The organism is Stutzerimonas kunmingensis (assembly GCF_014764705.1).
Classification (GTDB): domain Bacteria; phylum Pseudomonadota; class Gammaproteobacteria; order Pseudomonadales; family Pseudomonadaceae; genus Stutzerimonas.
The window spans coordinates 48,073-70,031 of record NZ_JACXXG010000009.1 but is presented as its reverse complement, the minus strand read 5'-3'; the positions used below and the strand labels follow the sequence as shown (position 1 = coordinate 70,031).

The window sequence follows — 21,959 nt, the reverse complement described above, 5'->3', positions numbered from 1 at the left end:
TATGCACAAGGCACTGGATTACTGCGGCCGCTGCGTGGTCATCACCGGCGCCGCCGGGGGCATCGGCCGTGGCCTGGCGCAGAGCTTCGCCGCTGCCGGCGCCACCCTCGAACTGCTCGATCGTGACGCCGACGCCCTCGCCCGGCTTGCCGACGAACTCGCTGGCGACACGCCGTTGCATTGCACCGCGCTGGACCTCGGTGATCGCCAGGCAGTGCAGCACTACGCCGATGACCTCGCCTGCCGCGGCCTCAATGCCGATGTGCTGGTCAACAACGCCGGCGTCGAATACGCCACGCCGCTGGATGAGTGCAGCTTCGAGGCCGATCAGCGCTGGTCGACCCTACTGGAGAACAACGTCGGCTCCATGCAACGCCTGACCCGTGCGTTGCTGCCACGCCTGCGTGCCGGCGCCAGCGTGATCAACCAGGCCTCGATCTGGGGTCTGAAAGGCGTGCCGGGCTTTTCCGCCTATGTCGCCAGCAAGCACGCAGTGGTCGGCCTGACACGCTCGCTGGCCTGGGAGCTGGGCCCGCGGCGCATCCGGGTGAACGCGGTGTGCCCCGGCTGGATCGGCACCGATGCGGCCATGCGCTCGCTGCAGGTGATGGCGGACGCCAACGGCCGCAGCGACAGCGCCGAGCTCGCGGCGATACTCGCCAACCAGGCCATTCCGGAGCTGCTGACACCGGCCGATCTGGGCGGCACCTTCCTGTTCCTTGGCTCACCGCTGGCCGCCGCCCTGACCGGCCAGGCGCTGTCGGTCAGCCATGGCGAGGTGATGCACTGATGGCTGCCATCTTTACTGGCCGGACCGCCCTGGTCACCGGCGCAGCGACCGGTATCGGCCGCGCCACTGCACTCGCGCTGGCCGCCGAAGGCGCGCGGGTCTGGATCAACCATTGCGACCGGCATGATCTGGCGAACCAATTGGTCGAGCAGATCATCGCCAACGGCGGCGACGCCTCGGCCATCGAGGCCGATGTCAGCGATCCGGCCGCGGTCGCGGCAATGTTCGAGACCATCGAGGCGCAGGGACCGCTGGATCTGCTGGTCAACAACGCCGGAGTGATCCTGGAAAAGCCCTTTCTCGAGACCAGCGAGGCAGACTGGGCCATGGTGCTGGGCGTCGATCTCGCCGGCGTCTACCGCTGCTGCCGCCATGCACTGGCACAGATGCAGCCGCGGCGCAGCGGCGCCATCGTCAATGTCGCCTCGGACCTCGGCTTTCTCGGCCGCGAACAGTACGTCGCCTACTGCACGGCCAAGGCCGGGGTGATCGGCCTGACCCGCTCGTTGGCGCGCGAATTCGCTGCAGACGGCATCCGCATCAATGGCGTCGCCCCCGGCCCCATCGCCACGGCGATGGTCAGCCCGGAGCACATGAGCGACGAGTGGATGGCCAAGGAGCTGGCGATCCCCATGGCGCGCCTGGGCACGCCGGAGGAAGTTGCTGCCGCCATCGTCTTCCTGCTTTCGCCGCAGGCGAGCTATTTCACTGGACAGCTGCTTGGGCCCAATGGCGGCTCTTGGATGGGCACATGAACAGCCTGATGCCACAGGGCATGCTGATCGGCGGCGCCATAATGTGGGGGCTGGGCTGGCTGCCGCTGCAGTTCTTCGCGGCCCGCGGCCTGGCCGGCATGCCGCTGGTGCTGCTGACCTATTCGCTACTCAGCCTGCTGGCGCTGCCAGTGCTCTGGCAGCAGCGCCGCCAGTGGGCGAGCCAGTATCGCCAGGTCCTCACCATGGGCCTGTGCGGCGGGTGGGCAACCGCGGCACTGGTCACCGCCCTGGCCGACGGCAACGTGGTGCGAGTGATGCTGCTGTTCTATCTGGCGCCGGTGTGGGCGATGGTCGGCGGCTGGCTGCTGCTCGGCGAACGCCTCAGCGGCGCACGGCTTTTCGCTCTGGGGCTGGCAATGCTCGGCATAGGCCTGACCCTCGGCATCACTGGCGAAGCCCTGGACGCGCCAGGCGCGAATGACTGGCTGGCGCTCTCCGCCGGCCTCGCCTTCAGCCTCAACAACCTGGCCACCCGCGCTGCCAACCAGGTGCCGCTGGCGAGCAAGGCGCTGGTCAGCTTCATCGGCAGTGCGCTGCTCGGCGGACTGTTCTGCCTACTGTTTCGTCAGTCGATACCACCGCTGGATCTGACCCTGACCTGGCAGATCAGCCTGCTCGCCCTCGGCTGGCTGGTCAGCATGGCCGCTGTGCAGTACGGCCTGACTCATCTGGAAGCCGGCCGCGCCGCGGTGCTGGTGGTGTTCGAGCTGATCGCCGCGGTGCTGTCGTCCGCCTGGTTCGGCGCCCACGCCATCGGCCCGAACGAATGGTTCGGCGCCGCCCTGATCACCACCGCCGCGCTGATTGCCGGCTGGCCGGAACGCCCCCTCCCCATCGCGACTAGGAGCACCTGCGCATGAGCGTGCACATGGATCAACTGAGCTGGGTCGATTATGAACGCCGTATCGGCGAAGGCGCCGTGGTCTTCCTGCCCTGCGGCGCCACCGAGCAGCATGGCCCACACCTGCCGCTGGGCACCGACGCGCTGCTGGCCAGCGTCATCAGCGCCGAAGTGGCGATGAGAGTCGGCGGGCTGGTCGCGCCGGCGCTGTCCTACGGCTACAAGTCGCAACCGAAATGCGGCGGCGGTCAGCATTTCTGCGGCACCACCAGCCTGGATGGCGCGACCCTGAGCGCCCTGGTGCGCGACGCCGTGCGGGAGTTCCACCGCCACGGCGTGCGCCGCCTGGTGCTGGTGCTCGGCCATTACGAGAACCAGTGGTTCGTCGCCGAGGGCATCCAGCTCGCGCTGCGCGACCTCGGACCGGACGCCGGGCTGGAGGTGATGCGCCTGGAGCACTGGGATTTCTGCAGCGAGCAGACCCTGACCGATGTCTTCCCCGATGGATTCCCCGGCTTCGCTCTGGAGCACGCTGCGGTGATCGAGACCTCGCTGATGCTGCACTTCCATCCGCAGCTGGTCGCGCTGGAGAAGATTCCCGACGACGCCCCGGCCGACTTTCCGCCCTACGACATGTACCCCACCCGTACCGAATGGGTGCCGCCATCCGGGGTGCTGTCCTCGGCCAGAGGCTCCAGCGCAGAGAAAGGCCAGCGGCTGGCCGAAGACATCGTCGACGGCATCGCCACCGCAGTGTGCAAGGAGTTTGCCCTGTGAGCCTGAAAGACCTGCACCCCGCGCGCACGGCGCTGCTGGTGATCGACATGCAGCGCGACTTCTGTGCCCTGGGCGGTTACGCCGACCAGGCCGGCATGGACGTCAGCCGCCTGCGCGCGCCGATTCCGGCGATTCAGGCGCTGCTGGATCGCGCTCGCGGGCTGGGCATGCTGGTCGTGCACACCCGCGAGGGGCATCGTCCGGATCTCTCCGACCTGCCCGCCCCCAAACGCCGCCGTGCCGAAGCGACCGGCGCCCCCATCGGCAGCCCCGGCCCCCTCGGCCGCCTGCTGGTGCGCGGCGAATTCGGCCATGACCTGATCGACGAACTGCAACCACGCGCCGGCGAGCCGGTGATCGACAAACCCGGCTACAGCGCTTTCGCCCATACCGATCTCGAACTGATCCTGCGCCGCCGCGGCATCGAGCGGCTGATCCTGACCGGCGTCACCACCGAGGTCTGCGTGGCCTCGACGCTGCGCCAGGCCATCGATCTCGGCTTCGACTGCCTGACCGTCAGCGATGCCTGCGCCTCGTCCGACCCGCAACTGCATGCGGCTGCGCTGGCGATGATCGAGGTGGAAGGCGGCCTGTTCGGCAGCGTGATCGACAGCGCCAGCCTGCTCCGGCGTCTGGAGCGTACGGCATGACCGATGTGCTGAAGCTCTGGCCGCTGCTGACTGCCACGCATCGCTATGACAAGTCGATTTCCACCCGCAATCGCGGCCAGGGCACGTTGATCGATGCACCGATCCTCGCCTTCCTAATCGAAACCCGGCAGGGTCGCGTGCTGTTCGACGTCGGCTGCGACTACGCCAAGCTCAGCGATCCGCAGCTGCGTGCGCGCTGGTTCGATCCGGTGGAGTTTCCCATGGGGCCGCCCGAGATGACCGAGGAGCAGCGTCTGCCCGCCCATCTGGACCGACACGGGCTGTCCCCCGCCGATATTGATCTCGTGTTCCTCAGTCATCTGCATTTCGATCACGCCGGTGGCCTGTGCGAACTGTGCGGCTGCGATGTGCATGTGCATGTGCATGAAGCGGAGCTCGCCGCCGCCCGCGCCCAGGCGGACGACGCCTATTTCGCCGATGACTTTGCCGGCGAACATCGCTGGAAGCTGCAGCGCGACGAGTACGAGCTGCTGCCCGGACTGCGCGCGATCAATACCCCTGGGCACACCGCCGGCCACATGTCGCTGTTTATCGAATTGCCGCACGGCAAGCCGGTGATTCTCGCCGGGGACGCTGCGGACCTGAGCGAGAACCTGGTCGACGAAGTGGCGCCCGGCCTCTGCTGGCAGGACCGCGAAGACCTGGCGTTGGCCAGCATCCGCAAGCTCAAGGCCACCGCTGCCGAAACCGACGCCGCAATCTGGCCGAATCACGACATGGCCTTCTGGCGCACCCTCAAACGCTTTCCGGAGTACCACGCATGAAGAGCGTTCCCGATGCCTATCTTGGCGTGTGGCGCCGGCGCCTGCTGACCACCACGGCCGGCTTGCGTGACGAAACCAGCGAGGTGTACTGGCTGCAAACCGCCAGCCTGCACGCCGACCTGCGCCTGCCGCGGCCGCAAGCGCTGCCGCCAGCCGCCTCGCTGGAAACCTGCAGCCATGCCCAGCAGCTGGCCCTGAGCGAACAGGCAGGCTTCGCCGGCGTCACCGAGGTCAACGGCGATATCTGCCAGTGGCATCGGCTGATCGACTTCCAGCCGCCGGGCGGACCTGCGGATATCGGCCTGATGCACTTCGAGACCCCGGAGCGGCTGCTGGAAGACGGGCTGGACGGCAGCTATCACGAAATCTGGCAGCGCCTGCCGGAGTCGCAGGGGCGCAACTGGGGCATCTGGCTGCGCGCGGCGGAGCAGCCAGCCCGGCAGGCCTGTCTGCTGGTAGCGGGCGACTACTTCCTGTTCGCTGCCGAGCGGCCGATTCTGCTGCCGGCCAGCACAGGATATCTGCGTGACCAACTGGCCGCCGTCAGCCCCGCGCTGCGGCCACAGTTGCTGGCCTGCGAGCTATCCTTCGGCCGCCACCGCAACGGCGCAACACCCTGGCAGATCACCCACTCGACGCTGCCCGGCCGCGTCGGCGACGCCCTGCTGTCGAGCTACTGGAACTTCGCCGACCCCACCAGCCTGCCGACTGCTGACCTCGCCGCGCTTGGTCGTTATCCGGCGGCCGGTGGCTGGCAACGCGTTGAACTCGATGTGCCCACCGTTTCACAGGAGGTTCCCGCATGACAGCGCAGATCAGCATCCCCACCGCTGCCACCGCCGCGCAGCAGCGACACACGGCAACACCGGCCGCACCGGCCGAACAGGTGGTGCGCAAGAGCAGTTTCTGGCGCATTCGCGGCGAGATATCCCGGCGCAGCGCCTGGCTACTCACCGGCGCCGGGCTGAGCCTGCCCTTCGTCATCTGGTGGCTGTGGACGGCGCTCGGCCTCGCCGACCCGATGTTCATGCCCAGCCCCGGCGCAGTGCTCGAACGCATCGGTCGCTGGTGGACCAGCGAGGGGCTGCTGGGAGACATCGGCATCAGCGTCTGGCGGGTCATGGCGGGCTTCGGTGCCTCGGCACTGATTGCCCTGCCGCTGGGGCTGTACATCGGCACCTATCGGCCGGTGCAGGCCTTTCTCGAACCGCTCACCGACTTCATCCGCTATATGCCGGCGGTAGCCTTCATTCCGCTGGTGATGCTCTGGGTCGGTATTGATGAGGGCTCCAAGGTACTGATCATCTTCATCGGCACCTTCTTCCAGATGGTGCTGATGGTCGCCGAGGACGTCCGCCGCGTGCCCATGGCGCAGATCGAGGCGGCGCAGACCATGGGCGCCAACCGCAGCGAGATCGTCAAGCTGGTGATCCTGCCGTCGGCCAAGCCGGCGCTGCTCGACACCCTGCGTATCACCTGCGGCTGGGCCTGGACCTACCTGGTAGTAGCCGAACTGGTTGCGGCCAACTCCGGCCTCGGCTACGCCATCCTCAAGGCGCAGCGCTACATGCACACCGACAAGATCTTCGCCGGCATCCTGCTGATCGGCCTGATCGGCCTGCTCACCGATCAAGCCTTCCGCTGGTTGCACCGCCGAGCCTTTCCCTGGATGAGGAAATGACCATGTCCGATGCCAAGATTCGTGTCCGCCAGGTCGGCAAGACCTTCGTAAGCGAGCGCCGTGAGGTGCAGGCGCTGCAGTCGATCGACCTGGATATCCAGCCCAACGAGTTCGTCACCTTCGTCGGCGCCTCGGGCTGCGGCAAATCCACCCTGCTGCGAATCATCGCCGGGCTGGAAACGCTGAGCCGCGGCGAAATCCTGCTCGACGGCAAGCCCATCGATGGTCCTGGCGTTGACCGTGCCATGGTCTTCCAGCACTACAGCCTCTACCCCTGGCTGACGGTGATGCAGAACATCAAGTTCTGCCGCCAACTCAAGGTGATCGGCGACACCGTGCGCCACGACGGTGACGTGGAGTCCGCCGCCGGCCGCGCCGATGCCCTGCTCAACCTGATGGGCCTGACACGCTTCGCCGATGCCTATCCCAGCCAGCTCTCCGGCGGCATGCAGCAGCGCGTCGCCATTGCCCGCGCCCTGCTCCCCAAGCCCGCGACGCTGCTGATGGATGAGCCGTTCGGCGCGCTGGATGCGCAGACCCGCGAGGTCATGCACGACCTGATCCGTCACGTGCACCGGCTGGAAAAGAGCACCATCCTGTTCGTCACCCACGATGTCGAGGAAGCCATCTATCTCGGCAGCCGCATTGTGCTGATGGCGCCACGCCCCGGACGCATCGATTCCATCTACGAGGTGCCGCTGCCAGCCCAGCGGCATCAGGACATGAAGCTCGCGCCGGAATTCACCGAACTCAAGCGAGAGATCCTCGCCCGCATCCGCGAAACCTCTGGCATGCAGACCGACCTCGAGCAGCTGGCCAAGCTCAGCGCCGTGGCCGGCTGAAGGCTAGCGCCCGAGTAGCTCGGCCATCGCTGCGAAGACCTGCTGCATGGCCGCCGCGCTGCGGCCGGGCCCACCGGCGCAATGACCCCAGTCCGATTCCAGCACGCGCAGTTCGGCAGCGGGAATCAACGAGGCCTCGCGGCGGGCATCCTCGACGGTGAAATACAGATCGCTGCTGCCGGGCATGAGGATGGACCGCGCACGGATGCGCCCCAGCGCTTCGGCCAGCGAGCCATCGCCAAAGCTGCGGGCCGGATCGGCCGACTGCCAGGTATGCAGCACGCAGAGCAGGTCGTTGGCGTCCTGCTCCAGATGATCCTGCTCCCAGTAGTCGAGCAGCGCCTCCAGGCTCTCGAAGCCCAGCTCGCGCCACAGCTCGTGACGATAGAACGCCTGCGAATAGGCCCAGCCGGCATAGGCGCGGCCGAAAGCCCGCAGGCCGCGTTCCGGCGGCACGCTGTAGCGACCACCCAGCCAGGCGGCGTCGGCGCACAGCGCCGCTTTCACCCCTTCGAGAAACACCCGATTGTGCGGCCAGCAGCGTGCCGTGCAGCAGAACGGCAGGATGGCGCGCACCCGCTCGGGATAGGCCATCGCCCAGAACAGCGTCTGCATGCCGCCCATGGACCAGCCCGTCACCAAGGCGAGCTGCCAGTCGTCACCGAACAGCCGGTCGAGCAACGCCTTCTGGGCGTGCAGATTGTCCAGCAGGCTCACCTGCGGAAAGTCCGCACCCTCCTGTCCCGGCGCCGCGTTGCTCGGCGAAGTCGACCAGCCGGCGCCGAACAGATTGGTCAGCACCACGCAGTAATCGCCGCCTGCCAGTGGCCCCTCCGCACCAAGCAGGGGCAGGCTGCCCCAATGTGTGCCGCCGTAGTAGCTCGGAATCAGCACCAGGTTGTCCCGCGCGCGGTTCGGCGTACCGATTACCTGATAGCAGATGCGTGCATTGCGCAATCGCTCGCCACTTTCCAGGCGCATTTCGCCCAGCGCGTGAAGTTTCTTTTCCCTTTTTATTTCAATCATCTGCATGACTCCCACATCTGCGAAACGGGCAAGCAGTGGCACCAGCCGTAGCCCGTTTCTATACACGCTGGCATGTATATTGGATGAAGGAATCGTGCCAGCGGTGCCAAGCGCCGCCACTCATGACTCCAAGGAGCACAAGCCGATGACCAGCTTTCCCCTCTCCTCCGTCGAGGAGTTGAAACAGCAGTTGCAGGACAAGGGTGTGAAGTACGCGATGGCCAGCTACGTCGACATGCACGGCGTGATCAAGGGCAAGTTCGTCCCCATCGCCCATCTCGGCCAGATGCTCCGCGGCTCCGAGCTCTACACCGGTGCGGCACTGGACGGCGTCCCGCAGGAGATCAGCGACAACGAGGTGGCGGCGATGCCAGACCCGGCGACCGCCACCCAGTGCAGCTGGAACCGCGATCTCGCCTGGTTCGCCAGCGACCTCTACCTGGACGGCAAGCCGTTCGACGCCTGCTCGCGCGGCATTCTCAAGCGCCAGACCGACGCTGCGGCCGAGATGGGCTACAGCTTCAATCTGGGCATCGAGACCGAGTTCTTCCTCTACAAGGACACCCCGGACGGCGGCTTCGCCCCGCTCAGCGATCGTGATACCGCGGCCAAGCCCTGCTACGACCCGCGCCTGCTGATGGACAACCTGCCGGTGATCGATGAGCTGGTGGAAGCCATGAACGAGATGGGCTGGGGCGTGTACTCGTTCGACCATGAAGACGCCAACGGCCAGTTCGAAACCGACTTCAAGTACGCCGACGCGCTGACCATGGCCGACCGCTTCGTGTTCTTCCGCATGATGGCCAATGAGATCGCCCGCAAGCATGGCGCCTTCGTCACCTTCATGCCCAAGCCCTCGGCGCAGCGCACCGGTAGCGGCGCGCACTACAACATGTCACTGGCAGACCTGACCTCGGGCAAGAACCTCTTCGAAGTGGATGGCGAAGACCCTCACGGCTGCGGTGTCACCCCGCTCGCCTATCACTTCATCGCCGGCGTGCTGAAACACGCCAAGGCGATCTGCGCGGTCATCGCGCCAACGGTGAACAGCTACAAGCGGCTGATCCGCAAGGGCGCCATGTCCGGCTCGACCTGGGCGCCGGTGTTCGTCTGCTACGGCAACAACAACCGCACCAACATGCTGCGCATTCCGTCCCAGGGCGCGCGGGTCGAATGCCGCGCCGCGGATATCGGCTGCAACCCCTATCTCGGCGCCGCGATGATCCTCGCCGCCGGCCTTGAAGGCATCCGGGACAAGCTCGAACCGGGCCAGCCGCACCGCGAGAACATGTACGACTACAGCGAAAAGGACGTCGCGGATATGGGCATCGAGACCCTGCCGCGCACCCTCAGCGAAGCCATCGACGCCTTCGAGGCCGATCCGCTGTCGCGCCAGGTGTTCGGCGATGCGATGTATGAAGCCTTCGTCGACTACAAGCGCGACGAATGGAATGCCTACCACACCCATGTTTCCGACTGGGAAATCCAGCGCTATCTGAAATTCTTCTGACTCGATGAAAAGGAGATTCACCATGCAAGCCAATACGTTCAAGCGGGCACTCTGTGCCGGCGCCGTGATCTTTGCAGCCCTTTCGCCTTTTGCCGCGCAGGCCGAGGAAAAGAAAAGCTTCGATATTGCCTGGACCATCTACGCCGGCTGGATGCCATGGAAGTATGCGGATGAGTCGGGAATTATGAAGAAGTGGGCCGACAAGTACGGGATCGAAGTGAACATCACCCAGGTCAACGACTACGTCGAGTCGATCAACCAGTACAGCGCCGGCCAGTTCGACGGGGTGGTCGCCACCAGCATGGATGCGCTGTCGATTCCGGCAGCCGGCGGCATCGATACCACGGCACTGATCGTCGGTGACTATTCCAACGGCAACGACGGGATGGTGATGAAGGACAGCGCCGACCTGAAGAGCCTCAAGGATCAGCAGATCCATCTGGTCGAGCTGTCGGTTTCGCATTACCTGCTGGCCCAGGCGCTCGATAGCGTCGGCATGAGCGAGCGCGACGTACAGGTGGTCAACACTTCGGACGCCGATCTGGTCGCGGCGTTCAGCACCGACGAAGTGCGCAATGTCGTCACCTGGAACCCGCTACTCGACGAAGTCGCCGCCACGCCCGGTGCGCACCGCACCTTCGACTCCAGCCAGATCCCCGGCCACATCAAGGACCTGACCATCGTCAACAGCGAAACCCTGGCCGACAACCCTGATTTCGGCAAAGCCGTGGTTGGCGCCTGGTATGAAGTGATGGCGATCCTGGAAAGCGACACCGACGAAGGCGCCAAGGCGCGTGCCTCGCTGGGCCAGGCCTCCGGAACCGATCAGGCCGGCTACGAAAGCCAGCTCAAGGGCATGAAGATGTTCTGGAAGCCTGCCGACTCGCTCGCGTTCATCAACAGCGACGAGGCGTATCAGGCCATGGACAGCGTGCGCAGGTTCTCCTTCGACCACGGTCTGCTGGGCGACGGTGCGGACTCGGTAGACTTTATCGGCATCGCCATGCCTGGCGGCAAGTTGATGGGCTCGGATGCCAACGTCAAACTGCGCTTCGATACCACCTACATGCAAATGGCCGCGGACGGAAAACTCTGAGTCTTCAGCGTGACGGGCGCCAAGCGCCCGTATCATCAGCCACGGCGCGCTGTCGCACAGTGGGTTCTGGCTGAGCCACCGCGCATCATCTGAGGCCCCCACATGCGCCGGACCAAAGAAGACGCCGAACAGACCCGTCTGAAGATCATTGCTGCAGCACTGGAATTGTTCAGCCGCAACGGTTACACGAACACCACGCTGGCGATGATCGCCGACAGCGCCGGCTTCAGCCGCGGCCCGATCTACTGGCATTTCAAAAGCAAGGACGAGCTGTACGAAGCGGTCCTGGCCTATTCCCAGGAGCCGCTGGAGCAGCTGATCGAGCAGAGTCGTCAGCTGGCCGGTGACCCGCAGGCTGCGCTGGAGCACTTCGTCGGTGAATGGTTTCGCCTGCTGCTGGACGAGCGCTGGTATCGGCAGTCCTTCGAGATCCTGCTGAACAAGACCGAACTCACCGCGCAGATGGCAAGCACCCTGAAACGCGAACGCAAGCTCACCCGCGCCATGGTGCAGCTGCTGGAAGAACTGATCGCCAAGGCGCACGCGGATGAAGGATCGGCGCGCTCACTGGCCTTGCTGCTCTATTCGAGCCTGATGGGCATCACCCATACCTGGCTGCTATCGCCCAAACTCTTTTCGCTGAGGGAACAGGCACCGTTTCTCACCAGGCGCCTGTTGAACTCGATGGCGCCAGGGTTGGAGACGGCAGAGAGGACAAGCGGAACGCTGTGATCAGCCGAGTCGTTGCGAACGCTTGAGCTTGTTCAGCAACCCGGGGCGGAGCGCGGCGGCATCGGCGTCGATGGCGGCGATCAGACCGGCGATTTCAGCGCGCGACAGCGAGATGCGGCACGGCAGTCCGGTCAGCAACAGGGATTCGCCAGTGGCCTCATCGAGCAACATCACGCGCACCGTGGTTGGCGAGTCCATCCGTGCGTTGAACACCAGCGGTTCGTAGTATTGCTGGACCAGAGCAAAGGCCTCGGGCTGTCTGAATCGTTTCATGGCGACAACTCCTTTTGTCGGGGCGCGGATTCTAGCAGCAGCGGCCGCCTCGCAGGCGGCCCGATTGCCAACAGCGCCACAAGCCGGATGGAGATATCACGGTACGCGGTGAGAGAGGCACCAAACGGAACGCCGGGCTCGACGCTGGGGGCCGGGAAAAGGCAGGTGCTTATGGGAACAATATGGGAACATTTTCACCCACTTTTCCGCACCTCAGAAACGCTGAAGGCCCCGGAATACGGGGCCTTCAGGATTGCAGATGGCGGAAGCGCAGAGATTCGAACTCTGGGAAGGGTCTCCCCTTCGGCGGTTTTCAAGACCGCTGCCTTCAACCACTCGGCCACACTTCCGGATAAAGCGGGCGCAATAGTACCGGATAGAAATACACTGTCAAACACTGATGCTAGGCATCCAACTTGCCTCTGTTATGATCCGGGACAAATCGTCTCAGGCTTGAATTCATCCAAGGAGTGTCGCCATGCACGAACACGAATACGCGCTTAGCCACACGCAGGTCGAACAGCGTGAGGTCAGCAAGGTCCTGCGCAACACCTACGGGCTACTGGCCATGACCCTCGCGTTCAGCGGCCTGGTGGCTTACCTGGCCATGCAGGCCAACGCGGCCTACCCGAACATCTTCGTGGTGCTGATCGGCTTTTATGGCCTGTTCTTCCTCACCGCCAAGCTGCGCAACTCGACATGGGGCCTGGTCTCCACCTTCGCCCTGACAGGTTTCATGGGCTACACGCTGGGTCCGATCCTCAACATGTACCTGGGGTTGGCCAACGGTGGCGAGCTGATCAGCTCGGCGCTGTCGATGACCGCCCTGGTGTTCTTCGGACTGTCGGCCTACGTGCTGATCACCCGCAAGGACATGAGTTTCCTCAGCGGCTTCATCACCGCGGGTTTCTTCGTGCTGATCGGTGCGATGCTGGCGGGCTTCTTCTTCCAGATCACCGGGCTGCAGCTGGCGATCAGCGCAGGTTTCGTGCTGTTCTCCTCGGCCTGCATCCTGTTCCAGACCAGCGCGATCATCCACGGTGGCGAGCGCAACTACATCATGGCCACCATCGGCCTGTTCGTCTCGCTGTACAACCTGTTCATCAGCCTCCTGCAGCTGCTGGGCATCTTCGGCGGCGACGACTGATTCACGGCTGAGCCTGCCCGCCTCGGCGAGCAATCCGACACCCTGCGAAGGCCACGCTTTCGCAGGGTGTTTTCGTTTGGGCGGTCAATACGTCGCGCCTCAGCCGGCGCGCGAGGTCTGAGCCTCGGGCGCGGCATCCTCGAAGCGGTCTACCTGGCGCAGACTCCTGAAGCCGAGCATCCAGCCGCCGGTCACCGCCAGCGTGCAGAAACTGCCCAGCAGCGCCGCCGGTACCGCACCGAACCAGGCGGCACTGATGCCGGCGCGGAACTCGCCGAGCTCGTTGGACGAACCGATGAACAGCATGTTCACCGCATTGACGCGCCCACGCATGGCGTCAGGCGTGGAGAACTGAATCAGCGACGAGCGGATGTACATGCTCACCATGTCCGCGCCTCCGGCGACGAACAGCGCGGCGAACGACAGCCAGAACAGGCTGGACAGCGCGAAGACCATATTGGCGAGACCGAACACCGCCACGGCAATGAACATGGTCATGCCGACATGGCGGTTGAACGGCCGCGTGCTCAGGTAGAAGCCCACCACCACTTCACCCAGCGCCATGGCGCTGCGCAGCGCACCGAGGCCGGTCGGGCCGACGTCCAGCACCTCCTGGGCGTAGATCGGCAACAGCGCGACCACGCCGCCGAGCAGCACGGCAAACAGATCCAGCGAGATGGTGCCGAGGATGATCGGTCGCGAGCGGATGAAGCGAATGCCCGCGGTGAAGCGCTGCCATGCGGTAGCCTCCAGCGCCCGCATGGCCTCGCCGTAGCGCACCGGTACCCGTTGCAACAACACGATTGCCGCGAGGAAGAACAGCAGGCAGGCCGCATAGGTCAGCCCGCCACCGCCGAGTGCGTAAAGGCCACCGCCGAACACCGGCCCGGCGATGGTCGAGCCGCGCACGATCATGCTGTTGGCGGCAATGGCTGCAGCCAGGCGCTCACGCGGCACGATCTGCGGCAACAGGCTGGACAACGCCGGCGCGGTGAAGGCGCGGGCGCAACCGTAGAACACCAGCACGATATAGAAGCTCGGCACCGCCCCGCCGCTGAGCGAGAGCCACAACAGAGCCGCCGCGCAGATCGCCTCGAGCGCCCAGCTCAGGGCGAGGATGCGCTTGCGATCGTAGCGGTCGATCAGGTCGCCGGCTGGCATCAGCAACAGGAACATCGGGATGAACTGGGCTAGGCCGACATAGGCCAGCGACAGCGGATCGCGGGTCATGTCGTACACCTGCCAGGCCACCACGACGGCGAGGATCTGCACGGCGAACATGGCCAGCACGCGACTGATCAGAAACGGCAGAAAGCCAGGCTGGCGGTAGACGGAATCAGGCAAAGCGGAAGTGTCGGCTACAGACATGGGATATCCAGACAGCCAGGCCCGGTACGGGCAGAAAGCCGGCCAATCTACCGGAGTGGCGAAGACCCGAGCAATGCTGGCCCGCCCGGGCGCAGCCCGTTAGCTCGGGTATCCCGCGGAGCCTTACCGCGCGACGACAGTCCGGATGGGCGACGACGGATTCTTCATCCTCGCAGCTGGCGTATCATGTCGGCTGTTTCGCAATGGTGCCCCGATGAAATTCGTAATCGCCCTGTTCGCCCCACCCCACTCGCCGGCCGCGCGTCGCGCGCTGCGCTTCGCCGAAGCCGCGCTGTCTGGCGGCCACGAGATCAGCCGCCTGTTCTTCTATCAGGACGGCGTGCACAGCGCCTCGGCGAACATCGTCGCGGCCCAGGATGAGCTGAACGTGGCGGCCGAATGGAGTCGTTTCGTCAGCGCTAACCAGCTGGACGGCGTGGTCTGCATCGCCGCGGGTTTGCGGCGCGGCGTGCTCGATGCCGGCGAGGCGCAGCGTTATCAGCGACCCGCGGCAAACCTCGCGGCCGGCTGGGAGCTGTCCGGGCTGGGCCAACTGCACGAGGCGGCACAGCAAGCCGATCGCCTCATCTGCTTCGGAGGTCATTGATGGCGCGTTCCCTGCTCATCATCAGCCGCCAGGCGCCCTGGTCCGGCCCATCCGCCCGCGAGGCGCTGGACATCGTGCTGGCCGGCGGCGCCTTCGAGCTGCCGCTGGGAATGCTGTTCCTCGACGACGGCGTATTCCAGCTCGCCGCCGCGCAGCAGGCGGCACCCATCGAGCAGAAGGATTTGACTGCGAATCTGCAGGCACTGCCACTGTTCGGCATCGATGCCCTGTTCGCCGCACGACGCAGTCTCAGCGAGCGCAACCTCGCCGAATCGGCGCTGGCACTGCCGGTCGAGATCCTCGACGATGCCGGCCTGCACACCCTGATCAACCGCTACGACCATGTGATCACGATCTGATGGCTACTCTGCACCTGCTTTCTCATTCGCCGTTCAGCGACAGCCGCTTCGCCAGTTGCCTGCCGCTGCTGGGCGACGCCGACGCCCTGCTGTTGACCGGTGACGCCACCTATGCGCTACAGCCCGGCAGCCAACCGTGCCAGGCGCTGGAGCAGCTGCCCGAGCAGGTCGCCCTGTTCGCCCTGGAAGAAGACATGCAGGCCCGCGCGATCGCCGCCCTGCCGCCGCGCGTCCAGCTGCTGGACTATCCCGGCTTCGTCGAACTGACCTGTCGCTATCCGCGGGTCAACAGCTGGTTATGAGCCTGATCGTCGAAGGGCGCGAAATCGCGCTGGACAAGGACGGTTTTCTGGTCGATCTGAGCGACTGGAACGAAGCCGTTGCCGAAGCGCTGGCGCGCCGTGAAGAGTTGGAGCTGGAAGACGAACATCGGGAAGTGCTTCGGCTGCTGCGCGAGTTCTATGCCGAATTCCAGCTGTCGCCGGCTACACGCCCGCTGATCAAGTACACCGCACTCAAGCTGGGGCCTGAAAAGGGCAACAGCATGCACCTCAACCGCCTGTTCAAGGGCACCCCTGCCAAACTGGCCGCCAAGCTGGCCGGGCTGCCAAAACCGAGCAACTGCCTATGAGCCTCGAAACGCCTGCAGAACATCCTTTCGCCGCCTTCGTGCGCATCCTTGGCAAAGGCAAGCGCGGCGCCCGCGACCTGACACGCGAAGAAGCCCGCGAAGCCATGGGCATGCTGCTCGACGGCAAGGTGGAGGACGCTCAGCTGGGCGCCTTCCTCATGTTGCTGCGGCACAAGGAAGAAAGCCCCGACGAGCTGGCGGGCTTTACCCAGGCCGTGCGTGAGCGCGTGCAGGCACCGACTATCCCGGTCGATATCGACTGGCCGACCTATGCCGGCAAGAAGCGCCACCTGCCCTGGTATCTGCTGGCAGCCAAGTGCCTGGCAGCCAATGGCATACGCATCCTCATGCACGGTGGCGGTGCCCATACTGCTGGGCGCATCTATAGCGAACAGCAGCTTGAGCTGCTGGGCATTCGTCGATGCGAGAACTGGCAACAGGTCAGCGTGGCACTGGACCAGAGCAATCTCGCGTTCATCCCGCTGGGAGCCTGGATGCCGGTGCTGCAGCGCATGATTGACATGCGCAACCTGCTCGGCCTGCGCTCGCCAATCCACTCGCTGGCGCGCCTGCTCAACCCGCTGGGCGCACGCTGCGGTCTGCAGAGCATCTTCCACCCCGGCTATCAGGATGCCCATCGCCAGGCCAGCACCCTGCTCGGCGACCACGCCATCGTCATCAAGGGCGAAGGCGGCGAGATCGAGATGAACCCGGACAACATCTCCCATCTCTACGGCACCACTGGCGGCACGCCGTGGGACGAGGAATGGCCGGCACTGTCCGAGCGGCGCCACGTGAAGCCCGCACAGCTCGACCCGCAGCAGCTGCTTGCCGTCTGGGCTGGCGAGCAGGAAGACGCCTACGGTGAATTCGCTGTGATCGCCACCATGGCCCTTGCCCTGCGAGGCCTTGGCGCCACGCGGGAGGCAGCTTTCGAGCAAGCGCAAAGCTACTGGCGCACCCGCCATTCATCGATTTAAGCGATAGGATTAACCCGCCATTCGGTCACATCGATCGAACGATGCTTCCTAGACTGGCCTCCTATGCCGTAACAGGAGGGCACCATGGGATTACTGATCGATGGCCAGTGGCACGACCGCTGGTACGCAAGCCGCGATGGCAAATTCGAACGCGAACAGGCCAAGCGCCGGCACTGGGTCACGCCCGACGGCGCGCCCGGGCCTGACGGCCAGGGTGGCTTCCAGGCCGAGGCCGGTCGCTATCATCTCTATGTTTCGCTTGCCTGTCCGTGGGCGCATCGCACGCTGATCTACCGCAAGCTCAAGGGGCTCGAGCCGCTGATCGACGTGTCCGTGGTCAGCTGGCTGATGGCCGAACACGGCTGGACCTTCGACAAGTCCACCGGCTCCAGCGGCGATGCGCTGGACGAATTCGACTACCTCCATCAGCGCTACACCCGTGACGATCCGAAGTACTCGGGCCGGGTCACCGTTCCCGTTCTTTGGGATCGCGAGCGCCGGTGCATCGTCAACAACGAGTCGGCCGATATCATCCGCATCTTCAACAGCGCTTTCGACGAGCTGACCGGCTCTACGCTGGATTTCTACCCAGAGGCGCTGCATGGCGAAATCGATGCGCTAAACGCGCGGATCTATCCGGCGATCAACAACGGGGTCTACCGAGCAGGTTTCGCCACGACCCAGGAGGCCTACGAAGAGGCCTTCGACGAGTTGTTTCGTGAGCTCGACTGGCTGGAGCGACGCCTGGGCAAGCAGCGCTACCTGACCGGGGAGTACCTGACAGAGGCCGACTGGCGCCTGTTCACCACAGCCATTCGCTTCGACGCGGTTTACCACGGCCACTTCAAGTGCAACCTGCGCCGCATCGAGGACTATCCGAACCTGTCGAACTGGCTGCGCGAGCTGTACCAGTGGCCGGGAATTGCCGAAACGGTGGATTTCACACACATCAAGAACCACTACTACGCCAGCCATCGACAGATCAACGGAAATGGCATCGTGCCGAAAGGTCCGCTTCTTGGACTGGATCGACCACATGATCGCGAGCGCCTGCGAGGCAACGGCATCTGGGTGAGATCGGAGCACAGCTAGCCTGAAAGCCATACCATCGCCCAGATGTCGTGCTTCTACAAAACTCCAGGTCCTGTGGGAAGCGCGCCCGCGGCGATGCGGTCACATCCGGCGGCTGCCGGGGCCAGCGGATCAGTCATCCAGCTGTACCATGCTCGAGCATATGGCACATGGCAGTCTTCAGCTTCATCGGCCGCACCGGCTTGTGCATCAGCATATGGCCCAGCTCGCGGACCTGCTGCTTGAGTTCGTTGCTGTAGTTGGCGGTGATCATCAGCGCCGGTAGCGGGCTGGCGCGGCGCGCATTGACGGTGGCGACGACATCGATGCCGGTGTGGCCATTGTCCAGGTGGTAGTCGGCGATCATCAGATCGGCCTCGGCATGGAAGTTGTCCACCTGCCTCGCCAGGTCCTCCTCGGACAGCGCCGTGATCACCTTGCAGCCCCAGCCTTCCAGCAACGTGCGCATGCCCGCACAGATCGCCGTGTCGTTATCCAGCACCCAGACCCGGGCGCCCTGCAGCCGCTGTAGCACCAGCTCCGTGGTGCTCGTCTCAGGCCGCGCCTTGGGTGCGCGCTTGGCCAAGGGTACGTCGATGGCGAAACACGAGCCGCGTCCCGGGTGCGAACTGACCCGGATACGATGGCCCAGCATACGGGCGATCTTCTCGACGATGGCCAGGCCAAGGCCGAGACCACGATCCTGGTTGGGACGCACGCCCTCCCCGCGTTTGAATTCCTGGAAAATTTCCTCGAGCTTGTCCGACGCGATGCCCACGCCGGTATCCCAGACTTCGATGGACAGACTCTGCCGGTGGCGACGACAACCGAGCAGTACGCGTCCTTTGGGTGTGTAGCGAATCGCGTTGGTCAGCAGATTGCGCAGGATGCGCGCGAGCAGCTGGATATCGCTGCGCACCAGCGCCGAACAGGGAATGAAGTCCAGCTGCAACTGTTCGGCCCCGGCGATCTGGCGGAACTCCATGGCCAGGTTTTCCAACAGCTCACTGACGGCGAACGGGGCGATATCCGGTTTGATCACGCCGGCATCCAGCTTGGAAATATCGACCAGCGTGCCGAGCAGGTTCTCCACGTCTTCCAGCGAGTTGCTGATGTTGCGGATCAGCCCGCCGTTGGGCGCCCCCGGTTGTTCCAGCAAGGCGCTGGTGAACAGCCGCGCGGCGTTGAGCGGCTGCAGCAGGTCATGGCTGACCGCGGCAAGGAATTTGGTCTTGGACAGGTTGGCCACTTCCGCCTCGCGCTTGGCTTCGCGCAGCCGCGCCTCGACATGGCTGCGCTCGTCGATCTCGCGCAGCAGCTGGTCGTTGAGGCTGGTCAGCTCGGCAGTGCGCTCACGCACCCGCTGTTCGAGATTCTGATAGGCCTGGTGCAGCGCCTCAGCGGTGCGCCGGCGATCGGTGATGTCCTGAATCAGCACGAAAATACCGGCCACTTCGCCATTGGCCTGCCGGTTCGGCACATAGGAGCGCAGCATGTAGCGCTGCTGGCCGGCATGGTTGCGCTCGGCCATCTCGAAGCTGACGCTCTCGCCCGACAGTGCGCGATCGATGTAGGGCTCCAGTTGCCGCCAGTGCTCGCCGCTGTGGACCTCGCGCAGCGACTGGCCGAGCATGCCGTCGCTGGGCCAGCGATACCATTCCTCGTAGACCTTGTTGGTGAACTCGTAAGTGAGATCGGCCGAGACGTAGGCGATCAGCGCCGGCACATGGTCGGTGATCAGGCGAATCCAGCGCTCGCTCTCGCGCAGCGCCTCGGCATGGCGGTAGCGCTCGGTGATGTCAGTAAAGGTATTGACGAAGCCGCCGGTGGGCAGCGCATGGGTGCGAATTTCCAGCACGCGGCCATCGAACAGGCGCTGCTCCAGCTCGCGGATTGGCCGGCCGCGGGCGTCACGGCTGTTGGGTGTGAGCAGGGTCAGCTCGCTGTCGGCCATGACCTCCTCGAACGGTCGATGTGCCTCGATCGGCGCCAGCCCGCAGAGTTCGAGAAAGCGCCGGTTCCACAGCTCCAGCGCACCCTCGGCGCTGACCATCGCTACGCCCTGGGACAGGTTGTCCACCGCGCGCTGCAACAGCCTCGACTTCTGCGCCAGCGCCTGCTCGCGACGCATGGTCTCGCTGACTTTCACCTCGGTGATGTCGGTGTAGAGAATCACCAGCCCGCCTTCACGGGTCGGCCGCTCGCTGACCTGCACCCAACGGCCGTTGTTCAGTCGATACACCGTGGGCTCATCGCCCTTGCCGCGGTGTTCCTCGACGATCAGACCGGTGCTTTCCGCCAGCCGGCGGACCTCGGCCAGCCGCGTGCCGGCGTTGATGCGCGCGCGCGTGCGCGTCCATAGCGACTTGAAGCGACGGTTGAACAGGACGATGCGCTGATCCCGGTCGAACAGCACGAAGGCGTCGGAAATGCTTTCGATGGCGTCTACCAGGTGCTGGTGCGCGGTTTCCGCACGCAGCCGCGCATCGCTGAGCAACTGGTTGCTGCCCTTGAGCTCGGCCATCGCCTGGTTCAACGCGTCGGTGCGCTCGCGCACCTGCTCGGCCAGTTCCACCGAATGCTGGAACGCCGCATAGGATGCATCCCGTCCGGCGCCACTGGATTCGACGCGCTCGATCAGTGCAGCGTTGATGCGTTTGAGCTTGAGGTTTTCGCGCTCGAGTTCGGCCTGGCGCGCCAGCAGCTCAGCGACCTGCCCGGCCTCCGGGTCGGCCAATGGCGACACCGGTGAAGGTCTGGTTGATGTGCATGCCATTGAACTGCTCTCCGTAGGTGTTGAAGCCGATCACCTGCTGGCGTCGGAGAAAAGCCGAGGTCTGTTCGCTGGTGTCGTTGCCCTCGATTTCCAGCCGGCGCAGAAAGCAGTCGCAACCAATGGTCAACAGCGGCGGCCCGAGGCGCTGTTCCAGCCGCTCGAACAGGGCTTCCAGATTCGGCATCAGCGGACCGGGTTCCATGGCGGTGAGCACGATGCCGTTCTCCACCGCGCAATAGAAGGTCAGGCTCATGTCCTCGTTGACCTTCTGGATCGAGCGCACGTAGTAATGCTCGTTGATCCGCACCGCCAAGGGATGGGCGGCGAACAGACGGTGATCGAGATCGCTGACCGGCACACCGATCAGCCGGGCGTATTCCTCGGCGGCCGGCTCGGCGTTCAGCTCGTAGACCCGCCTGCTGTTGCTGTCGGCGCGGGTCACGACCAGTTTGTCTTCGAGTGGCAGGATGTGATGGGTGGTGAACACCTCGAAATCCAGCCAGGTGTTGATCAGCACCACGATCGCCGCACCGCTGTAGAACCGGCCGTCGTAATAGACGTAGGTATCGCTGAGGTGATTGTCGTCGCCAGCCGAACCGCCGAAATGCGGAATGCTGCCGAACGCGGCGCTAAGCGCAGACAACACGATTTCCTCACGGCTGGACAGCCCGTCGAGCAGCGTCAGCGCAAAGCTGTGGTCCTTGATCGGCGCCAGCGAGTTGCTGCGGCAGTCGCTACCCAGGCGTTCGACCAACTGCTGTGCCTCGATCAGGCTGAAGCGATCCATCTCGTCGATCAGCTCGCAGGCGATGGAAAAGCTTCGATGGTCGAAGCCGACTGCCGTCACGCAGCTGCGCCCATAGCCCTGTGAGGTGATCTCGCCTGCCGAGGTGCAACCGACCAGACGCACGCCACCGAAGTATTGGCGCAGCGCATCGCCCAGCGCCGGCAGGTCGTATTCAGCGGAACAGAAGAACAGCACGAAGCCCAGATGCGGGTGCATCAGTTGGCGCGCCAGGTCCTGCGCCACCGTTTCGGGTAGCCGCGCCTCGGACATCGCCGTGCGGATCACTTCGCCTTGTTCATCGGTCACGCACGATACCCCGCACCACCTGAATCGGATGTCCCCATTCTTGGGCAGGGCATATGGGACGAAAATGCTACTTGAGTACCGGTAAAGGCCTGCCTAGGTAGCATCGCGACGAAACAACGCAGGTTGCCAACAGTTCCGCTGCCGAGAG

24 protein-coding genes and 1 tRNA gene are annotated in these 21,959 nt (G+C 64.7%); 19 read left to right on the top strand and 6 right to left on the bottom strand.

All coding sequences use genetic code 11. The annotated features are described in order from the left end of the window. Position 1: 1 nt before the first annotated feature. From IEG05_RS09770 to IEG05_RS09730, 9 genes are read left to right on the top strand one after another with little or no spacing between them, the layout of a single operon-like run. Entirely contained in the window at positions 2-790 is a 789-nt protein-coding gene (locus tag IEG05_RS09770) for an SDR family NAD(P)-dependent oxidoreductase (RefSeq protein WP_046619423.1), read from the top strand. Continuing rightward, positions 790-1,545 (top strand): SDR family NAD(P)-dependent oxidoreductase, encoded by a 756-nt coding sequence (locus tag IEG05_RS09765; protein WP_046619424.1) that lies wholly within the window; start codon positions 790-792, stop codon positions 1,543-1,545. Before IEG05_RS09770 ends, IEG05_RS09765 begins: the two co-directional genes overlap by 1 nt. After that, on the top strand, positions 1,542-2,426 hold the full coding sequence (locus IEG05_RS09760; RefSeq protein WP_046619425.1) for a DMT family transporter: 885 nt from the start codon (positions 1,542-1,544) through the stop codon (positions 2,424-2,426). Before IEG05_RS09765 ends, IEG05_RS09760 begins: the two co-directional genes overlap by 4 nt. After that, positions 2,423-3,184, top strand: a complete 762-nt coding sequence (locus IEG05_RS09755) for a creatininase (RefSeq protein ID WP_191121992.1) — start codon at positions 2,423-2,425, stop codon at positions 3,182-3,184. The genes IEG05_RS09760 and IEG05_RS09755 overlap by 4 nt, the downstream gene beginning before the upstream one ends. Then, positions 3,181-3,834 (top strand): cysteine hydrolase family protein, encoded by a 654-nt coding sequence (locus IEG05_RS09750; protein WP_080950575.1) that lies wholly within the window; start codon positions 3,181-3,183, stop codon positions 3,832-3,834. Before IEG05_RS09755 ends, IEG05_RS09750 begins: the two co-directional genes overlap by 4 nt. Continuing rightward, entirely contained in the window at positions 3,831-4,619 is a 789-nt protein-coding gene (locus tag IEG05_RS09745) for an N-acyl homoserine lactonase family protein (protein WP_046619427.1), read from the top strand. The genes IEG05_RS09750 and IEG05_RS09745 overlap by 4 nt, the downstream gene beginning before the upstream one ends. After that, complete coding sequence (locus IEG05_RS09740; RefSeq protein WP_046619429.1) at positions 4,616-5,425, top strand: hypothetical protein; 810 nt, start codon at positions 4,616-4,618, stop codon at positions 5,423-5,425. The genes IEG05_RS09745 and IEG05_RS09740 overlap by 4 nt, the downstream gene beginning before the upstream one ends. Then, positions 5,422-6,300 (top strand): ABC transporter permease, encoded by an 879-nt coding sequence (locus IEG05_RS09735; protein ID WP_046619431.1) that lies wholly within the window; start codon positions 5,422-5,424, stop codon positions 6,298-6,300. Before IEG05_RS09740 ends, IEG05_RS09735 begins: the two co-directional genes overlap by 4 nt. A 2-nt stretch (positions 6,301-6,302) precedes the next feature. After that, positions 6,303-7,142, top strand: coding sequence for an ABC transporter ATP-binding protein (locus IEG05_RS09730; RefSeq protein WP_180983603.1), 840 nt, complete (start codon positions 6,303-6,305; stop codon positions 7,140-7,142). A 3-nt stretch (positions 7,143-7,145) separates the two neighbouring features. Here IEG05_RS09730 and IEG05_RS09725 read toward each other — a convergent pair whose 3' ends face one another. Beyond that, on the bottom strand, positions 7,146-8,168 hold the full coding sequence (locus tag IEG05_RS09725; RefSeq protein WP_046619434.1) for an alpha/beta fold hydrolase: 1,023 nt from the start codon (positions 8,166-8,168) through the stop codon (positions 7,146-7,148). 145 nt (positions 8,169-8,313) lie between these two features. Between IEG05_RS09725 and glnT the strand changes: the two genes are divergently transcribed. From glnT to IEG05_RS09710, 3 genes are all read left to right on the top strand, one after another. Further along, positions 8,314-9,678: a type III glutamate--ammonia ligase gene (gene glnT / locus IEG05_RS09720; protein WP_046619436.1), complete on the top strand. Its 1,365-nt coding sequence runs from the start codon at positions 8,314-8,316 to the stop codon at positions 9,676-9,678. A 22-nt stretch (positions 9,679-9,700) separates the two neighbouring features. Beyond that, entirely contained in the window at positions 9,701-10,774 is a 1,074-nt protein-coding gene (locus IEG05_RS09715) for a putative urea ABC transporter substrate-binding protein (protein WP_046619438.1), read from the top strand. A gap of 102 nt (positions 10,775-10,876) precedes the next feature. Beyond that, a complete protein-coding gene (locus tag IEG05_RS09710) occupies positions 10,877-11,506 on the top strand; it encodes a TetR family transcriptional regulator (protein ID WP_020306323.1) in 630 nt (209 codons plus the stop codon). Here IEG05_RS09710 and IEG05_RS09705 read toward each other — a convergent pair whose 3' ends face one another. After that, positions 11,507-11,779, bottom strand: a complete 273-nt coding sequence (locus IEG05_RS09705; RefSeq protein ID WP_014820360.1) for a DUF1652 domain-containing protein — start codon at positions 11,777-11,779, stop codon at positions 11,507-11,509. It abuts the gene before it with no gap. Positions 11,780-12,039: 260 nt separating this feature from the next. Continuing rightward, positions 12,040-12,129 (bottom strand) — tRNA-Ser (locus IEG05_RS09700). A gap of 128 nt (positions 12,130-12,257) precedes the next feature. Here IEG05_RS09700 and IEG05_RS09695 point away from each other — a divergent pair. Continuing rightward, positions 12,258-12,926 carry a Bax inhibitor-1/YccA family protein gene (locus tag IEG05_RS09695; RefSeq protein ID WP_014820361.1) on the top strand — a complete coding sequence of 223 codons (669 nt, stop codon included), beginning with the start codon at positions 12,258-12,260 and terminating at the stop codon, positions 12,924-12,926. Positions 12,927-13,025: 99 nt separating this feature from the next. On the opposite strand, the gene IEG05_RS09690 is transcribed toward IEG05_RS09695, so the two are convergent. Further along, positions 13,026-14,294, bottom strand: a complete 1,269-nt coding sequence (locus tag IEG05_RS09690) for an MFS transporter (protein ID WP_014820362.1) — start codon at positions 14,292-14,294, stop codon at positions 13,026-13,028. Between the two features lie 214 nt (positions 14,295-14,508). Between IEG05_RS09690 and tusD the strand changes: the two genes are divergently transcribed. The 6 genes from tusD to IEG05_RS09660 all read left to right on the top strand — a co-directional run bounded on the left by tusD (position 14,509) and on the right by IEG05_RS09660 (position 17,963). Continuing rightward, the gene (tusD, locus tag IEG05_RS09685) at positions 14,509-14,901 is read left to right on the top strand and encodes a sulfurtransferase complex subunit TusD (protein WP_014820363.1); all 393 of its coding nucleotides are present in this window, start codon (positions 14,509-14,511) and stop codon (positions 14,899-14,901) included. Then, positions 14,901-15,260 (top strand): sulfurtransferase complex subunit TusC, encoded by a 360-nt coding sequence (gene tusC, locus IEG05_RS09680; RefSeq protein WP_014820364.1) that lies wholly within the window; start codon positions 14,901-14,903, stop codon positions 15,258-15,260. Before tusD ends, tusC begins: the two co-directional genes overlap by 1 nt. Next, positions 15,260-15,562, top strand: a complete 303-nt coding sequence (gene tusB / locus IEG05_RS09675) for a sulfurtransferase complex subunit TusB (RefSeq protein WP_014820365.1) — start codon at positions 15,260-15,262, stop codon at positions 15,560-15,562. Before tusC ends, tusB begins: the two co-directional genes overlap by 1 nt. Then, positions 15,559-15,891: a TusE/DsrC/DsvC family sulfur relay protein gene (locus IEG05_RS09670; RefSeq protein WP_014820366.1), complete on the top strand. Its 333-nt coding sequence runs from the start codon at positions 15,559-15,561 to the stop codon at positions 15,889-15,891. The genes tusB and IEG05_RS09670 overlap by 4 nt, the downstream gene beginning before the upstream one ends. After that, the gene (locus tag IEG05_RS09665; protein ID WP_014820367.1) at positions 15,888-16,871 is read left to right on the top strand and encodes a glycosyl transferase family protein; all 984 of its coding nucleotides are present in this window, start codon (positions 15,888-15,890) and stop codon (positions 16,869-16,871) included. Before IEG05_RS09670 ends, IEG05_RS09665 begins: the two co-directional genes overlap by 4 nt. A gap of 84 nt (positions 16,872-16,955) precedes the next feature. Next, positions 16,956-17,963: a glutathione S-transferase family protein gene (locus IEG05_RS09660; RefSeq protein WP_020306321.1), complete on the top strand. Its 1,008-nt coding sequence runs from the start codon at positions 16,956-16,958 to the stop codon at positions 17,961-17,963. Between the two features lie 115 nt (positions 17,964-18,078). On the opposite strand, the gene nahK is transcribed toward IEG05_RS09660, so the two are convergent. After that, the gene (nahK, locus tag IEG05_RS09655) at positions 18,079-20,679 is read right to left on the bottom strand and encodes a hybrid sensor histidine kinase/response regulator NahK/ErcS' (RefSeq protein WP_020306320.1); all 2,601 of its coding nucleotides are present in this window, start codon (positions 20,677-20,679) and stop codon (positions 18,079-18,081) included. After that, positions 20,648-21,811: a nitric oxide-sensing protein NosP gene (gene nosP, locus IEG05_RS09650; protein ID WP_003284516.1), complete on the bottom strand. Its 1,164-nt coding sequence runs from the start codon at positions 21,809-21,811 to the stop codon at positions 20,648-20,650. Before nosP ends, nahK begins: the two co-directional genes overlap by 32 nt. Positions 21,812-21,959: the final 148 nt, after the last annotated feature.

Excerpts from the sequence above, each read along its gene's own strand:
- IEG05_RS09735 (WP_046619431.1), top strand. The coding sequence starts at position 5,422 with ATGACAGCGCAGATCAGCATCCCCACCGCTGCCACCGCCGCGCAGCAG.
- IEG05_RS09770 (WP_046619423.1), top strand. The coding sequence starts at position 2 with ATGCACAAGGCACTGGATTACTGCGGCCGCTGCGTGGTCATCACCGGC.
- IEG05_RS09745 (WP_046619427.1), top strand. The coding sequence starts at position 3,831 with ATGACCGATGTGCTGAAGCTCTGGCCGCTGCTGACTGCCACGCATCGC.
- IEG05_RS09755 (WP_191121992.1), top strand. The coding sequence starts at position 2,423 with ATGAGCGTGCACATGGATCAACTGAGCTGGGTCGATTATGAACGCCGT.
- IEG05_RS09665 (WP_014820367.1), top strand. The coding sequence starts at position 15,888 with ATGAGCCTCGAAACGCCTGCAGAACATCCTTTCGCCGCCTTCGTGCGC.
- glnT (WP_046619436.1), top strand. The coding sequence starts at position 8,314 with ATGACCAGCTTTCCCCTCTCCTCCGTCGAGGAGTTGAAACAGCAGTTG.
- IEG05_RS09730 (WP_180983603.1), top strand. The coding sequence starts at position 6,303 with ATGTCCGATGCCAAGATTCGTGTCCGCCAGGTCGGCAAGACCTTCGTA.
- tusC (WP_014820364.1), top strand. The coding sequence starts at position 14,901 with ATGGCGCGTTCCCTGCTCATCATCAGCCGCCAGGCGCCCTGGTCCGGC.
- IEG05_RS09740 (WP_046619429.1), top strand. The coding sequence starts at position 4,616 with ATGAAGAGCGTTCCCGATGCCTATCTTGGCGTGTGGCGCCGGCGCCTG.
- tusD (WP_014820363.1), top strand. The coding sequence starts at position 14,509 with ATGAAATTCGTAATCGCCCTGTTCGCCCCACCCCACTCGCCGGCCGCG.
- tusB (WP_014820365.1), top strand. The coding sequence starts at position 15,260 with ATGGCTACTCTGCACCTGCTTTCTCATTCGCCGTTCAGCGACAGCCGC.
- IEG05_RS09670 (WP_014820366.1), top strand. The coding sequence starts at position 15,559 with ATGAGCCTGATCGTCGAAGGGCGCGAAATCGCGCTGGACAAGGACGGT.
- IEG05_RS09715 (WP_046619438.1), top strand. The coding sequence starts at position 9,701 with ATGCAAGCCAATACGTTCAAGCGGGCACTCTGTGCCGGCGCCGTGATC.
- IEG05_RS09705 (WP_014820360.1), bottom strand. The coding sequence starts at position 11,779 with ATGAAACGATTCAGACAGCCCGAGGCCTTTGCTCTGGTCCAGCAATAC.
- IEG05_RS09725 (WP_046619434.1), bottom strand. The coding sequence starts at position 8,168 with ATGATTGAAATAAAAAGGGAAAAGAAACTTCACGCGCTGGGCGAAATG.
- IEG05_RS09765 (WP_046619424.1), top strand. The coding sequence starts at position 790 with ATGGCTGCCATCTTTACTGGCCGGACCGCCCTGGTCACCGGCGCAGCG.
- IEG05_RS09760 (WP_046619425.1), top strand. The coding sequence starts at position 1,542 with ATGAACAGCCTGATGCCACAGGGCATGCTGATCGGCGGCGCCATAATG.
- IEG05_RS09695 (WP_014820361.1), top strand. The coding sequence starts at position 12,258 with ATGCACGAACACGAATACGCGCTTAGCCACACGCAGGTCGAACAGCGT.
- IEG05_RS09660 (WP_020306321.1), top strand. The coding sequence starts at position 16,956 with ATGGGATTACTGATCGATGGCCAGTGGCACGACCGCTGGTACGCAAGC.
- IEG05_RS09710 (WP_020306323.1), top strand. The coding sequence starts at position 10,877 with ATGCGCCGGACCAAAGAAGACGCCGAACAGACCCGTCTGAAGATCATT.
- IEG05_RS09690 (WP_014820362.1), bottom strand. The coding sequence starts at position 14,294 with ATGTCTGTAGCCGACACTTCCGCTTTGCCTGATTCCGTCTACCGCCAG.